Source organism: Rhodococcus sp. 008, from assembly GCF_001682295.1.
In the GTDB taxonomy this organism is placed as follows: domain Bacteria; phylum Actinomycetota; class Actinomycetes; order Mycobacteriales; family Mycobacteriaceae; genus Rhodococcus_F; species Rhodococcus_F qingshengii.
In genome coordinates this window covers 1,990,900-2,005,696 of sequence record NZ_CP012749.1, presented here as the reverse complement: position 1 = coordinate 2,005,696, position 14,797 = coordinate 1,990,900, and the positions used below count along the sequence as shown (strand labels likewise).

Sequence of the window (14,797 nt, the reverse complement as noted above, 5' to 3'; positions counted from 1 at the left end):
TCGGGCATCGAACATCGCGGGTGCTCGTTCGTCGGAGTCGCTGCGAACGATGTCGGTGTTCGTGCACACACCGAACCGGCTGTAAGGGAGAACACTTCGGCTACCGTCAAAGCTTGCTCATCACAATGGAACTGGGACTTTCGACCCTGTCGTCTACAAGCAGTGCGCAATAACCTTCGTCGGGTCGGGGGCACCCGTTCCGTTCGAGGGGGCAAACAATCGGGCGGGTGTTCGTCAAGGCAAGGCCATATCACCCTCACTGGTCTCCTTGCCGGGCCTTGAGCTGTGCGCGCCCAGAAGTGCTCAGGGCCCGCCCGATGCGGGGATCGAGAAAGTGAAGACGAAAGGTTCTCAGATGAGCCGAAGGAGTGATCGGCGATCGACAAGTTCTGCTCGCCGCCTGGCCACGCGGACTACCGGTGTCAGAGGTTCGGCGTGTAAGCCGAACTCGCTCACGGCAGAAGATCTGAGGGCTGTAATCGAGTCCCTCACTGGAGTTCTCGCTGCTCGAGAATCGAGCGCGGAAACCGCACCTCTCGCCGGAAATCCTCCGTTGTCGACGCCAACTGACAGGCAGTTCTGAATCGCACCGGTATTTTCGCAGCCGCACAGCATATTCGAACTCGGACGCGCTGTCAGCCGGGACGGGTGGTAATCACAGAAGGAGGTGGAAGATCTCGAAGGCGACTGTCCATTGGGCTGTGCCGGGGTTCTTGCGGTCCGGTTCGACCGTGGCGAAGGTTTGCGCCAGCGCTACGCTCAACCCTCCTGCGATCAGCGGCAGTCGTTGCTCTGTCTCCTCTGAGAGGGCCACGTCCAAGGGCGGGCGGGCCGTGAGCTGATCGAGCAGCGGTTGAAGTTCGATCTCCTCGTCGAGTTTTTCGAACCGGTGGATGCTCTCCTGTAATCCCTTGGTGATCGGCAGGTCCCACGGTTCGATCACGTCGCGCAAGTTTGCTTTCGCGGAGGCTTTCCCGATCAGGATCACGTCGTAGATCTTGTCGTCGATGAAATCGGTATAGCGCTTGAGATCGTTCCGGTCGACCTGCAGTCCGGCCGCTGCCCTGAAGAACCGCTGGAATTTCACGGTGCCCATTACTGGCATGTCGTCAGCTCCTTTCGAAGTATTCATGGATTTGGCGTACGGCCATCGCTCCTTCACCGACGGCGGATGCGACTCGTTTCACCGAACCGCGGCGGATGTCGCCCGCCGCGAACAGGCCGGGCAGGCTGGTTTCGAGCGTCCTGGACAGGCCGCCGTTGATTGGCAGGCTGCCGTCCGCTCGTGCGTGGATCGCGTCCACACCGGTGAGGACGAAGCCGTGGTCGTCGAGTGCGATCGCGTCGGCAAGCCACCCGGTGTGCGGTACCGCCCCGATGAAGACGAACAGGGCGCGCACCCGAATCGTGTCCTGGTCGCCGGTGCGATTGTCCTCGACTGCAATTGCTTCGAGGTATTTCTCGCCGTGGACCGCACGAATCTCGGTGTGCCGGTGCACGGTGACCCGCGGATGGTGTTCGATCTGGTCGACCAGGTATCGGGACATGCTCTTCCCGAGGTCATCGCCGCGGATGAGCAGGTGCACCTGTGAGACGTGCTCGGCGAGGAAGACGGCGGCCTGGCCGGCGGAGTTGCCGCCACCGACGATGGCTATCGGGTCGGTGCCGCATATCCGTGCTTCCTGATGCGTTGCGGCGTAGTACACGCTTGTTCCTTCCAGCGCCTCGATCCCCTGAACGGCCAACTTGCGGTACCGCGCCCCGGCGGCGAGCACAACGGCCCGGGCGTGCACCGACCCGCCGTCCGCCAGTCGGAGCACATGGTTCCCGGCCTCGGATCCCAAACCGGTCACTTCTGCCGACACCAGGATGCGGGCGCCGAACTTCCCGGCCTGGAGCACGGCTCGCTCGGCCAATTCGGAGCCGGAGACCCCGGCGGGGAATCCCAGATAATTCTCGATCCGGGATGAGGTACTGGCTTGGCCGCCCGCAGCGATCCGCTCCAACGTCACCGTGTTCAACCCGTCCGAGGCGCCGTACACCGATGCGGCCAGGCCGGCCGGTCCGGCACCCACGACGACGAGGTTGTAGACGTCCTTGGCTGCGTCCGCGACGGGTGCCGGGACAGGAAGCCCGACGACGCGTGCGAGTTCCGCATTCGTCGGATTGCGCAGCACCTTCTCGCCGTGCCAGATCACGACGGGTGTGTCCTCGGGTGCGACGTTCAGGCTGCGTAGCAGCTGCTCCACTCGTTCGTCCTGTTCCAAGTCGAACCACTTGTGGGGCAGACGGTTTCGCATCGCGAACTCACGAAGTCGCAACGTATCCGGGGAGAAGCAGGAGCCGATGATCCGGAATCCGGAGCCGAGCCCGATCAGCAAGTGCCGACGCACAAGGTAGGCGCGCAGGATCAAATCGCTGAGCACGGGATCGTGGGCAATCAGCTCGCGTACCTGCTCGGCCGGGACGACGAGTATCTCGCCGTCCTCGATCGCTTCGGCGGTGAAGAACGCCACCTGACCTTCCAGGAGTCCGAGCTCGCCCAGGAAACGCCCAGGACCGTGCACGCGCAGTATCCGGCGCTCGCCGTCCGCGTCGCCTTCGTCGACGACTGCGATCTTTCCGGAAAGGACGACGACGAAATCGTTGTCAGGCGCGCCTTCTCGGATCAGCACCTCGCCGGCGTGAACCGGTCGACGCGAGCCACCGACCTCGAGCTTCGCGACCTGGTCGTCCGTCAGCCGCGGGAAGGCGCCCTCCTCGTCCGGGGTCTCGTCGTCGACCGGCGGGCTGTACCCGATGGGTGAGGCGCCCTCAGACGAAGTTCTGGTCGACATAACACCACCGCCAATCCTCGCCGGGCTCCATCGACTGGACGATCGGATGCCCGATGGCGTGAGCGTGAGCACTCGCGTGCCTGCCCGGCGAAGAGTCGCAGCAACCGACGTGTCCGCACGTCAGGCACAGCCTCAGATGCACCCACGGGGTGCCGAGGCGAAGACATTCCTCGCAGCCCTGCGGGGTACGGGGCACCACGGCCCGGATCGCGGTTACATGTGGGTCCGCATGGACAGGACTCATGACTTCGCCTCCTCGCCGGCATTTTCCGAGAGCGCCTGATCGAGCCACGTGCGCAGCTGGGGGACCGGAGCTGCGCCCGACTGGCGAGCGAGAACCTCACCCCGGTCCATCACCAGCAGAGTCGGCACGGCGCGGACGGTGAATCGTTCAGCCGTCCGGGGTGCAGCATCGACGTCGACCTTGACCAGCTTGATCTGGCCGGCGTGTTCTCTGGCGAGCTGCTCGAGCGCGGGGCTGACCATGCGACACGGGCCGCACCACGTCGCCCACAGATCCACGAGCACAGGCACCGAGGATTTTTCGACGATCTCCGCGAAGTCACCGTCTCCCGCCGCGGCGATCCAGGGCAGCGGCTCGTGGCAGTTGCCGCAGCGAGGTTTTCCTTCCCCTGCTGCCGGGATGTTGTTGGTCTTGCCGCAGTTCGGGCACTTCACCTTTTCGGATCCCATGACCAGTTACCTCTTCTCAGGCCGCCGCGAAGGCGGGTTCGGCATACGCGACGGCAAGCTCGCCGCCGTCCACCGTGACGCTGATGGTGCCGTCCGGTTTGATCTCGCCGCGCAACAGTGCACGGCCGATCTTGGTTTCGACCTCGTGTGCGATGTATCGGCGCAGCGGCCGCGCACCGTAGACAGGGTCGAACCCGTGTTCGGCGATCAGTCGGCGTGCCTCCGGCGTGATTTCCAGGTGTATCTGTCTCTCCGACAACCTGTTTCGAAGGTCGGTGAGTTGCAGTTCCACTATGTACTCGATCTGGGGCAGGGTGAGTGGGGAGAACAGCACGATGTCGTCGACCCGGTTGAGGAATTCGGGGCGGAAATGCCCGCGCAGTTCTGCCATCACCCGTTCCCTGGCGTCCGGCTTGATTTCGCCGTCGGCTGTGACCCCGTCGAGGAGATGCTGGGATCCGATGTTGGAGGTCATGATGATCACCGTGTTCCGGAAATCGACCTGCCTCCCTTGAGAATCGGTGATCCGGCCGTCGTCGAGCACCTGCAGCAGGGTATTGAAGACGTCGGCGTGGGCCTTCTCGATCTCGTCGAAGAGCACCACGGAGTACGGCTTACGCCGCACCGCCTCGGTGAGCTGGCCACCTTCGTCGTACCCGACGTATCCGGGAGGTGCACCGATGAGCCGACTCACCGTGTGCCGTTCCTGGTACTCGCTCATATCGAGGCGCACCATGTTGTCTTCACTGTCGAATAGGGCGCTGGCCAATGTCTTTGCAAGCTCGGTCTTTCCGACGCCCGTCGGGCCCAGGAAAATGAACGAACCGATCGGTCGACGAGGATCACGGATACCGGACCTCGCCCGGATCACAGCGTCCGCGACCAGTTGCACCGCCTCGTCCTGACCGACGACCCGCTCGTGCAGGATCTCGTCGAGCTTCAACAACTTCTCCCGCTCACCTTCTTGCAGCCGGGCGACCGGGATACCCGTCCATGCGGCCACGATCTCTGCGATCTCGTCTTCGGTGACCACTTCACGCAGCAACGGATTTCGGCCTTGTCTGGTGGCCAGTTGCTCCTCCGCCGCCTCGAGCCGGCGTTCGAGCTCGGTGATCTCGCCGTATCGCAACTCGGCTGCCCGATTGAGGTCGTAGTTGCGTTCGGCGGCCTCGGCCTCGACGCGCAACCGTTCCAAATCTCCTCGCAGTTCTTGCACCCGCCGGATCGCCTGCCGCTCCGCCTCCCATTGAGCGTGCCGGGCGTCTGCCTCGGCCCGCAGGTCGGCCAGCTCCTTGCGCAATTCTTCGAGGCGCGCTTTGCTGGCCGCGTCCGTTTCCTTGGACAGTGCGGCCTCTTCGATCTCCAGACGGGTCACCTTCCGGGTGAGCTCGTCGAGTTCGGCAGGCATCGAATCGATTTCGGTGCGGAGCCGAGCGCATGCCTCGTCTACGAGATCGATCGCCTTGTCCGGAAGGAAGCGGTCGGTGATGTACCGGTGCGAGAGGGTCACGGCGGCCACCAATGCACCGTCTTGAATTTTCACGCCATGGAACACCTCGAGGCGTTCTCGAAGTCCGCGCAGAATCGAGATCGCATCCTCGGCACTGGGCTCGTCGACGAGAACGGTCTGGAATCGACGCTCCAGTGCCGCATCGGATTCGATGTGCTTGCGATACTCGTCGAGAGTGGTGGCACCGATCATGTGCAGTTCGCCGCGTGCGAGCATCGGTTTGAGCATGTTGCCGGCATCGAGAGACCCCTCGCCGCCGACCGAGCCCGCTCCGACCACGGTATGCAACTCGTCGACGAACAACAGGATGCGCCCCTCGGCAGCCTTCACCTCGGACAGCACGGCCTGCAGTCGCTCCTCGAACTCGCCGCGGTACTTCGCACCGGCCACCAGAGAACCCATGTCGAGCGAGAAGATCGTCTTGTCGCGTAGGCCCTCGGGCACGTCGCCGCGGACGATCCGCTGGGCGAGACCCTCGACAATCGCAGTCTTACCTACACCGGGGTCGCCGATCAGCACCGGGTTGTTCTTCGTTTTCCGGCTCAAGATCTGAGTTACCCTGCGTATCTCGGCATCCCGGCCGATGACCGGATCGAGTTTGCCTGCCCGTCCCTCGGAGACGAGGTCGCGCCCGTACTTCTCCAATGCCTCGTACGCCCCCTCCGGGGTTGCCGACGTGACACGCTGATTGCCGCGCACCCTCGTCAGCGCTGTGAGGAAGGCGTCCCGTGTGACCCCGTGACTGGCGAGGACCCGCCCGGCCGCGCTGGCCGATCCTTCCTCGGAGAGGGCCATCACAAGATGCTCCACCGACACGTAGGAATCCTTGAGTCTCTTCGCCTCCCGCTCTGCGGCATCGAGCAGCTTGGCCAGACGCTGGGTGATCATCACCTGACCGGGGGTCGCGCCGGGGCCGCTGACCTTCGGCCTACGCGACAGTTCACGATCCAGATCGGATCGAAGTGCTTCGACATTCGCGCCGGCCTGTTCGAGCAGTCGGGGCACCAACCCATCCTGCTGATCGACCAATGCGAGCAGCAGGTGCTCTCCGTCGACTTCGGTGTGGCCCATTCTGGTCGCAACATTCTGGGCTTCCTGCAAGGCTTCTCGTGACTTTTCGGTCAAGCTGCCGGTGTCCATGAGGATGTCCTCCTTCTGCGGGCCGCTGTTTCGAGTCTTTCGATTCGATCCAGCAGATCGAGCACGAGCCCGATTGCCGAGTAGTTGAGACCCAGACCCGTCCGCAGTCGTTGGATGCGTGCGGCGTGGGTCACTTCGGATGGGTCGAACGACATCTCTCCGCCGGCGTAGCGGTGGGCGTCGAGCAGTCCGAGAGCCACGAGTTTTCGTGCCAGATCCGGGTGCAGGCCAGTACGTTCGGCGAAGGCGTCCGGCGACAATCCGGTACGGCGAACCAATACGTACTGAGTGATCGGCGTTGAGGTGCTCATGTCTCTTTCCTCGGATTGAAGTTCGATTCGGCGCCCAACTGCTCGAACAGTTCGCGTTCACGTGCTGTCGGTTTCGGCGGAACCATCACCTTGATTTCGGCGTAGAGGTTGCCGTTGGCACCGCGCGGATTCGGCATTCCCTCTCCGCGCAGGCGCAGCTTCCTACCAGTCGAAGAGCCAGGCACCACTTTGACTTTCGCCTCTCCGCCCGGTGTGGGAACGACGACTGTCGACCCGAGAACCGCCTCCCATGGCGATACGGGCAGATCGACGTAGATGTCCCGACCCTGCACGCGGAACCGTGAATGCGGTTTGATCCGCACCACGAGGTACAGATCCCCAGGCGGCGCGTCACCGTTGCCTCGGCCTCCTTGCCCGGCCAACCGGATTCGCTGGCCGTCCAGGACGCCGGCTGGAATGTCGACGTCATACTGCCGTCCGTCCAGTCTGAGAGTGCGTTTTCCGCCCTGATAGGCCTCTTCCAGAGCCAGTTCCAGTTCGGCCTCCTGATCGGCGCCGGGAATCGGTCCGAACCCACCGCCTCCGCCGAACATCTGCCCGAAGAGGTCTTCGAAGTCGACGGCACCCTCACCACCGACACCGTGGCCGAAGTGCACCCGTCTCCCGCCACCGCCGTACCCGGCGGCGTTTGCCCGCACCCGTTCGTCGTAATCCTCGGGTACATGCCGGAAGTCGTCACCGAATCGGTCATAGCGTTTCCGGGTGTCCGGGTCGGACAACACCTGATAGGCCTCGTTGACCTCCTTGAACCTGTCCTCCGCAGTGGGATCCTTGTTCACATCGGGGTGGTACTTGCGGGCCAGCTTGCGGTACGCCTGCTGAATTTCGTCGGTGCCGGCGCCCTTCGGTACGCCGAGTACTTCGTAGTAGTCACGGGCCATCGGTGCTCACCCCTCTGGGCGGCTGACGACCACCGCGGCGGGCCGCAACTGTCGCCCGTCCTCTCCATAACCCGGGCGCAAGACCTCGACCACGGTCCCGGATGGAAGGTCGGGTCGGGTTACCACACTGACCACCTCGTGGAGTTCCGGGGAGAACGGCACACCGGCCTCGTCGTGGCGCTCGAAGCCGAGTCGTGAGAGCACCTGTACCGCCTGGTCCCGGATCGCCTTCACACCTTCGACGACGGCCTGCGGATCGCTGCCTGCGTGTGCAAGCGCAAGCTCCAAGTTGTCCAGTATCGGCAGCCACGCCGCCGAAACCTTCGCTACTTCCGCGGCGCGTTCACGGTCCAGATCTTTGGCGTATCGCTTGCGCAGGTTGTCCAGATCTGCGACGGCCCTGCGCCAACGGTCCTCGAGTTGAGACAGCTCGTCTGCCGTCTCGGCGCGATCGGACTCGGTCTTGCTTTGATCCGTGTCGGCGCTGTTGTCAGTCGGCTCAGTCGTCGAATGATCTGCAGACATTTCCATCGTGCGCCTCAGCTTCGATCGAATTCGGCGTCGATCACGTCGCCGTCATCCGACGACGCAGCATCAGCGCCGCCTGCTTGCCCGTCGTCCGACTGGTCCGGCACAAGTCCGTAGAGCAGCTGTTGCAGCTCCGAGGTGAGTGGCTGAACCTCCGCGGGTGAAGCGCCGTCCTGCACGGCCTTTCGGGCGTCGGCAACCAGCATCTCGGCCCGCGCCTTCTCATGCGGCGGGGCACTGTCACCGAGTTCGGCGAGTCGCCGCTCCACTTGATACGCAACCGAATCGAGCCCGTTGCGCGCGTCGACCGCCTTGCGCAGCGCCTCGTCCTCACCCCGGTTCCGTTCGGCCTCCGCCAACATGCGCTCGACCTCACCCTGATCCAGGTTGCCCTGTTCACTGATCGTGATGCTCTGTTCCTTGCCGGTATCCTTGTCGCGAGCGGTGACGTTCAGGATGCCGTTGGCGTCGATGTCGAAAATGACTTCCACCTGGGCCTCGCCACGTGGCGCGGGGCGGATGTCTTCCAGCCGGAACCGGCCCAGCACCCGGTTGTCGGCCGCACGTTCGCGTTCGCCCTGCAACACCACGACGTCCACGGCGGACTGATTGTCTTCCGCCGTGGAGAACACTTCGCTGCGCCGTGCCGGGATCGTCGTGTTCCGCTCGATGATCTTCGTCATCACCCCGCCCTGCGTCTCGACGCCGAGGGACAGTGGGGTGACATCGAGTAACAACACATCGGAAACCTCGCCTTTGAGCACGCCTGCCTGGACTGCGGCTCCGAGGGCAACGACCTCGTCCGGGTTGACGCCCATGTGGGGGTCCTTGCCGCCGGTCAGCCGGCGAACCAGCGCCTGTACAGCCGGGATACGTGTCGAACCGCCGACCAGTATCACTTCGTCGATGTCGTTGGCGGCGACCTTGGCGTCACTCATGGCCTGCTTCACCGGGCCGAGGCACCGTTCCACCAGATCGGCAGTCAAATCATCGAACTTCGATCGCATGATCGTAGTGGTGAGATGTTTGGGACCATTCGCGTCAGCGGTAACGAAAGGCAGGTTTACCTGGGCCTGGGTCACCGAGGACAGCTCAACCTTTGCCTTCTCCGCGGCTTCGAACAGTCGTTGCAACGCCTGCGCATCCTTACGCAGATCGATGTTCTCCGCGCGCTGGAATTCGTCGGCGAGGTAGTCCACCACGCGTCGATCGAAGTCGTCGCCGCCCAAGTGGGAGTCGCCGGCCGTGGAACGAACCTCGACTACCCCCTCTCCGACGTCCAGCAGGCTCACATCGAAGGTTCCGCCGCCGAGGTCGAAGACCAGTACGGTTTCGTGGGTCTGTTTGTCCATGCCGTACGCGAGTGCCGCAGCGGTCGGTTCGTTGATAATCCGCAAAACCTCGAGGCCTGCGATACGGCCGGCGTCCTTGGTGGCGTTTCGTTGCGCGTCGTTGAAGTAGGCAGGAACAGTGATGACCGCTTCCTTCACCTTCTCACCGAGGAACTTGCTCGCGTCGTCGACGAGCTTGCGCAGCACGAGAGCGCTGATCTCCTCTGGTGCGTATTTCTTGCCGCGCACGTCGAAGCGGGCCTCACCGTTGTCACCCGCTACGACGTCGAAGCTGACCGCTTTGGCTTCCTCGGAGATCTCGTCGTAGTGACGTCCGATGAAGCGTTTCGCCGAGTAGATCGTGCCCTTCGGATTCAAGATCGCCTGCCGTCGGGCAAGCTGGCCCACCAGACGCTCACCGTTCTCGGTGAACGCCACCACCGAAGGCGTCGTCCGTGCTCCCTCCACATTGGAGATGACCACCGGCTCGCCGCCTTGCCAGCTTGCGATGACCGAGTTGGTTGTGCCCAAGTCGATGCCTACAGCAGTTGTCATGACTCAATTCCTTTCGATCGGCCCGGCCGTTGAGCAAGTGCGATTCCGCCCGCAACTTCGCTCGATGTCGGCAAGGACTTCGTAGTTCCCTGGTTTTGGCGAGTGGATTGGGTGAAGTCACGGAGACCGAGCAGGGCGCCGATAACGGCGCCCGACACCAATCCGTGGATGGCGGGCGTGAGGCTCGAGAGCGGCCGAGGGTAAGGGTTTCCGCCACTGTGCTTTGACATCACGCCCCTCAGCGTTGATGTTGTGGGGTTCGCCGGGCCTGTGTGTACTGACAGGGCCCGACCGCCGGTCAACCGGTTGAGCTCACGAACCACCCAGCCATGATGAGTCTTTTCGTCCGCCTAAAGGGCGTCAACAACATTCGCCTGATGGGCGGGGCGCAACGGGGCAGTGGCGACCACACCTGCCCTTGATCGAAGATGCCCGCCGGAACCCGATCGAAGCGGCCATCGCATGAAACTCCGAGTATCGGCTTCGACACGAAAACTCGAGTGTCGGCCGCTACTGCGGTACGTCCACACTACCGCGGCGCATGCAAAAGGAGAACTCCCTTTGCGAAAGATCGTCACAGTCAGTGAACAGCAGCTCCGTTGAACCCGGACGAGATTCATTGTAGTTCTATCGAATCGCCTTGTGACAGAAAGGTAATGAGCCACTACTGGCCGGTTCCAATTGGTTGCGAATAGGTGGCGAACACCCGCGTGCTGCACGGTTCAACGTCCCGTTCTGTGGCTGGTCAACAGACCGCTCAGGCGGGAGCTATTGCAATTCAACATGTTTCGGCCACCGTCACTACGGGACCTACGTGGTTCTCGTCTATTCCTGTGCTACATCCTTTGGCAGGATTTCGATCGAGGGGTCGGTTTGCTCTCGCCCCCGTGGTGGCGCAGGTGTGCCAGGTCTGGCCGTGGTTGTGTTCGTCTCGGCTCGGAGCCGCCTCAGGGATGCAGTACGACTTTGGTCCAACCGTCGTCGTGAGCGTCGAAATGCTGGTAGCCGGATTCGGTTTCGCCGAGCGGGCTTGGCCGGCGTCAATTCACCTGACGCGCGGATGAAACAGAGCTCACAGCGCCGCCACGGCCGCCTCGGCGACGGTCTTGTCCTGCTCCCCGGTGCCGCCGCTGACGCCGACAGCGCCCACGACCTGGCCGTTGTGCCGCAGAGGCACACCGCCTGTGAAGATCATGATGTGTCCGCCGTTGGAGGCGTGTATCCCGTAGAACTGCTCGCCCGGGCCCGCGTTGGCCGCGAGGTCCTCGGTCGAGACGTCTAATGCCCGCGCGGTGAACGCCTTGTTGATCGAGATGTCGATGCTGGCGATCCAGGCACCGTCCATTCGCACGTGAGCCACGAGGTTGCCGCCGGCATCGACCACCGCAATGTTCGACGGCGACTCGATCTCGGTGGCTTTGGCCTGTCCTGCGGCGATGACCCGCTGCGCATCGTCGAGGGACACCGAGGTCTGGTTCACGGTCATGACGCACCTGCCCCGAGCTTCGCGAACTGCTCGACGATGGCCTGACGGAACGCAGGAAGGTCGTCGGGCGAGCGGCTCGAGATCAGGTTCCCGTCGATCGCGACCTGTTCGTCTACGACTTCTACTCCTCCGGCCCCGTCGGCAGTCGATATCGCTATCTTCTTGCCCTGCAGTGGCATTGGCATCGTTGTGCTCCTCTCGGTTCGGGCCGTGTCAGGGATGCAGGACGACTTTGGTCCAGCCGTCGTCGCGAGCGTCGAAGTGCTGGTAGCCGGATTCGGCTTCGGCGAGCGGGAGTTCGTGGGAGATGATCCAGGAGGGCTTTGCCCGGTCTTCGTGGATGAGGTCGCGCAGTTGCCGGTTGTAGTGTTTGACGTTCGCTTGTCCGGTGCCGATCTTCTGGCCCTTGAACCAGAATTTGCCCATGTCGAAGGCGATCTTGCCGTTGCGCTCGAGTTCGTCGGGGCCGTTCTGGTCCTGGGGAAGGAAGATGCCGACCACCCCGATGTGGCCGGTGAAGCGCACCGAATCCACGAGCCGGTTCATCGTCATGGCGGCGTCCTCGTGGCCTTGCGGGTCGTGTGCCTGATAGCCGACGCACTCGCACCCCTTGTCTGCGCCTTTCCCGTTGGTTTGCTCGAGGACCTGCTCGACGGGGTCGCCCTTCGAGTCGTCGATGGGGACGACGCCGATCTCTTCGGCCAGGCGTAGCCGGTCGGGGTGGCGGTCGACGATCATCACCTTGCTCGCTCCCTGGATCATCGCCGAATACGCGGCCATCAAACCGACTGGGCCAGCGCCGTAGACCACCATCGAATCGCCGGGTTGCATGTCGGCCAGGCGGGTGCAATGCCATCCGGTGGGAAAGATGTCCGACAGCATCACGTAGTCGGTTTCCTTGTCCTGGGCATCCTCGGGCAGTCGCAGACAGTTGAAGTCGCCGAACGGCACTCGCAGATATTCCGCCTGTCCGCCCCAGAACGGGCCCATCCCCGCGAAACCGAATGCAGCGCCGGCCATCGTCGGATCGGGGTGCACCGTCAGGCAGAATGCAGTCAACCCTTCCTCGCAGTTTCGGCAGAAGCCGCAGCCGATGTTGAACGGCAAGCACACTCGATCCCCTGGCGATACTTTGACCACTGCATTGCCGACTTCGGCGACGATGCCCAAGTTTTCGTGACCGAGGACCATTCCGGGCTCCAGATCGGTGCGGCCTTCGTACATGTGTAGATCCGACCCGCAGATGTTGGTGCTCGTGATCTTCACCAGCACATCTGTCGGATTCTCGATCCGCGCATCGGGCACGTCCTTGACGTGGACCTCTCGAGGCCCGTCGTATACAAGCGCTTTCATCGCGGCACTCCCTTGTCTTGTAGCTGCGGCTTTCCGGTTGATCTCGTCGGCCGCAGGCGTCCACGCGTGAGCGACCGACCGAATGAATCGTGCTGTTCGGGGAAGGTCCACGGCGCGCGGAAGTGAAGACCGCACCAAAATGTCGGCGCACCAACATTTTTCCTGCCATCGACGCAACTGCGGCTGCATCCAGGCATCGCATTCCCTCACCATGGAGTCTCCTCCTTCGGCTCTACGATCGCTAGGGGGTTGGGATCGGTTTCCTCGAACGGTGGGTTTGGGTACCTTCCATTAACCGATGGATGGTGTGATGCTTGACAGTGTTCACCACCTCGAAGAGGAGATCCGATATGGCCACCAAGGCGCTGCTGGTCCGACTTGAAGCGAAGCCCGGCAAGGAAGAAGCGGTCGAGGAATTCCTCCGATCGGCACTGCCGCTCGTCGAGCAGGAGCCCGGCACGAAACCCTGGTTCGCGGTGCGGTTCGGGCCCTCGTCGTTCGGCATCATCGACGCATTCCCGGACCAAGCTGCCCGCGAGACACATCTCAATGGTCCGGTCGGCAAGGCCCTCGGCGAACGCGCCGACGAACTCTTCGCTGCGCCGCCCGAAATCAGCTACCTCGACGTTCTCGCTGAAAAAGTCTGAACAACCGACTGGAAAATGTCTTGTCGATGGCGGTCACATTCGGTTGTGAATACAGTTGTGCCACAGCCATACCCGAATCACGGTAGCTTTGCCGGCGTGCGCGGCTGTGGCGTACTGTCCGTCGCTCGCTTCCGCCCAGGTATCGGTAGATCACGAGCAGGGCACTCAGTCGAGCCAACTCGCTACCCGTGTAGGAAGAGCATTTCAAACTCGTTTCATTGCAAAGTGTTTCGAGTTTGAGGTGACCTGCCTGGAGTGAAGTAGGACTCCTTGTTCTTGGAGGAGGGCTTAGTGGAGCACCACGGATCATCGAGCAAGGACGATTGGTGCTAGTCCTGTTGGAAAGATGGTCATAGACGATGGCAAAGGTGAGGTCGGATGGATTCACCATCACCGTGCGCCGGTCACCGACCTGGGGTAGCACGTTACCTTTGGGTGCCTCGCAGTCAGCGTCGAACGTGTCCAAACCCGGGCCGCTGATACGGACGGTCAGTTCGGCGGTGTCTTGGCCCTCGTTGAGGTCCCGGATGCGGTTGACGGCGAAAATTTCTGCAGTCGCTGCAATACCGACGGCCCGGAATCGCTTTCCTCCCAGAGCCATCCATAGGTACTGACTGCAAGCCCGATTCCGATCGGGAAGGTAAAGACTCCCCACTACACGGCCGGTCGATCGAGTACGTCATCATCCCGGCGGCGAAACCGATGAGTTCGACCTGCCGCGGTTTGTCCGTGTTCTTGTTGGACAAACCGACACCCTAAGTGAGGGGGTGGTTTTCGGGTGGCTGTTTCAGGATTGAAAAGCGGTGATGCCGCGTCCCCGTGTGGTTGGCGTCGGAGCGGTGTGAGCCCGGATTGCCCTGGACTGAATATTGTTGCAGTCGTTAGCTGTTCGCCGTTTGATGCGATCTCGTTGTGTGCGGTTTTGTTGGTTGCCGACCATATCATGTTGCCGTTGTTGCAAAGCGCCAGTAGGTGTTTGTTGGCATCAACGACGGCTGAGGTTGGAAACGACATGGACGATCTCCGCTGGCAAATTATGTAAGGGGTGGTGGGTGCCCCTTGGAGCGCTCGGAATGCTCGTGGGAAGTCGCGGCCACACCTGTTGCCACAGAACCATGGCGATAGGTCACCTGTCGGGTCGGGGCCTGGTGCTGGAAAGGTTCGAACCTAGTCAACAGTTTCCGTCGGCAGTCACTCCCGGTCGTCGACACACTGGTGAATCCTGACGCCCCGTGCCTCGTTCGTAGCTCCGTTGCTAACGGTTTCATCCCGTCGAGTCCAGGGAGAGGGGCAGTGTTGACCGACTGCTGGTGGATTGTTCTCAGCTGTCGAAAAGGCCATCTTTGCCCGGAATTTCAGCGCAAACTGTCGCGTAGTTTTTCGAAAGTCGCAGGTTGATCTGACAAATAGATCGGAATCTACAGCCGCCATCGCCTGAAGGTGGGACAAGAATCGGTCATGGTGGGATTCGGGGCGAGCACCAGCGATTACGTCGATGTTGGGC

12 protein-coding genes and 1 pseudogene are annotated in these 14,797 nt (G+C 62.5%); 1 reads left to right on the top strand and 12 read right to left on the bottom strand.

Annotation, left to right across the window (positions count from 1 at the left end):
- Nucleotides 1–655: 655 nt before the first annotated feature.
- The 12 genes and pseudogenes from AOT96_RS09500 to AOT96_RS09450 all read right to left on the bottom strand — a co-directional run bounded on the left by AOT96_RS09500 (nucleotide 656) and on the right by AOT96_RS09450 (nucleotide 12,646).
- A complete protein-coding gene (locus AOT96_RS09500; protein ID WP_191908650.1) occupies nucleotides 656–1,096 on the bottom strand; it encodes a DUF1931 family protein in 441 nt (146 codons plus the stop codon).
- A 13-nt stretch (nucleotides 1,097–1,109) separates the two neighbouring features.
- Nucleotides 1,110–2,837, bottom strand: coding sequence for an FAD-dependent oxidoreductase (locus AOT96_RS09495; protein WP_020971360.1), 1,728 nt, complete (start codon nucleotides 2,835–2,837; stop codon nucleotides 1,110–1,112).
- Nucleotides 2,815–3,081: a UBP-type zinc finger domain-containing protein gene (locus AOT96_RS34600; protein ID WP_007735548.1), complete on the bottom strand. Its 267-nt coding sequence runs from the start codon at nucleotides 3,079–3,081 to the stop codon at nucleotides 2,815–2,817. Before AOT96_RS34600 ends, AOT96_RS09495 begins: the two co-directional genes overlap by 23 nt.
- Nucleotides 3,078–3,530: a thioredoxin gene (gene trxA / locus AOT96_RS09490; protein ID WP_007735549.1), complete on the bottom strand. Its 453-nt coding sequence runs from the start codon at nucleotides 3,528–3,530 to the stop codon at nucleotides 3,078–3,080. The genes AOT96_RS34600 and trxA overlap by 4 nt, the downstream gene beginning before the upstream one ends.
- Nucleotides 3,531–3,546: 16 nt before the next feature.
- Entirely contained in the window at nucleotides 3,547–6,180 is a 2,634-nt protein-coding gene (gene clpB / locus AOT96_RS09485) for an ATP-dependent chaperone ClpB (protein ID WP_065351640.1), read from the bottom strand.
- The gene (locus AOT96_RS09480) at nucleotides 6,162–6,491 is read right to left on the bottom strand and encodes a chaperone modulator CbpM (RefSeq protein ID WP_020971358.1); all 330 of its coding nucleotides are present in this window, start codon (nucleotides 6,489–6,491) and stop codon (nucleotides 6,162–6,164) included. The genes clpB and AOT96_RS09480 overlap by 19 nt, the downstream gene beginning before the upstream one ends.
- Nucleotides 6,488–7,393 (bottom strand): DnaJ C-terminal domain-containing protein, encoded by a 906-nt coding sequence (locus tag AOT96_RS09475; RefSeq protein ID WP_058227787.1) that lies wholly within the window; start codon nucleotides 7,391–7,393, stop codon nucleotides 6,488–6,490. Before AOT96_RS09475 ends, AOT96_RS09480 begins: the two co-directional genes overlap by 4 nt.
- A 6-nt stretch (nucleotides 7,394–7,399) precedes the next feature.
- Nucleotides 7,400–7,924, bottom strand: coding sequence for a nucleotide exchange factor GrpE (locus AOT96_RS09470; protein ID WP_064113709.1), 525 nt, complete (start codon nucleotides 7,922–7,924; stop codon nucleotides 7,400–7,402).
- Nucleotides 7,925–7,932: 8 nt separating this feature from the next.
- On the bottom strand, nucleotides 7,933–9,807 hold the full coding sequence (dnaK, locus tag AOT96_RS09465; RefSeq protein ID WP_007735554.1) for a molecular chaperone DnaK: 1,875 nt from the start codon (nucleotides 9,805–9,807) through the stop codon (nucleotides 7,933–7,935).
- Between the two features lie 1,072 nt (nucleotides 9,808–10,879).
- Nucleotides 10,880–11,293, bottom strand: coding sequence for a GlcG/HbpS family heme-binding protein (locus AOT96_RS09460; RefSeq protein WP_007735555.1), 414 nt, complete (start codon nucleotides 11,291–11,293; stop codon nucleotides 10,880–10,882).
- Nucleotides 11,290–11,421: pseudogene (locus AOT96_RS09455) on the bottom strand (DJ-1/PfpI family protein); the annotation flags it as partial. The pseudogene AOT96_RS09455 and the gene AOT96_RS09460, both read right to left, overlap by 4 nt.
- 85 nt (nucleotides 11,422–11,506) lie before the next feature.
- Nucleotides 11,507–12,646, bottom strand: coding sequence for a glutathione-independent formaldehyde dehydrogenase (locus AOT96_RS09450; protein ID WP_030537139.1), 1,140 nt, complete (start codon nucleotides 12,644–12,646; stop codon nucleotides 11,507–11,509).
- Nucleotides 12,647–12,996: 350 nt separating this feature from the next.
- Between AOT96_RS09450 and AOT96_RS09445 the strand changes: the two genes are divergently transcribed.
- Nucleotides 12,997–13,293 carry a putative quinol monooxygenase gene (locus AOT96_RS09445; RefSeq protein ID WP_020971354.1) on the top strand — a complete coding sequence of 99 codons (297 nt, stop codon included), beginning with the start codon at nucleotides 12,997–12,999 and terminating at the stop codon, nucleotides 13,291–13,293.
- Nucleotides 13,294–14,797: the final 1,504 nt, after the last annotated feature.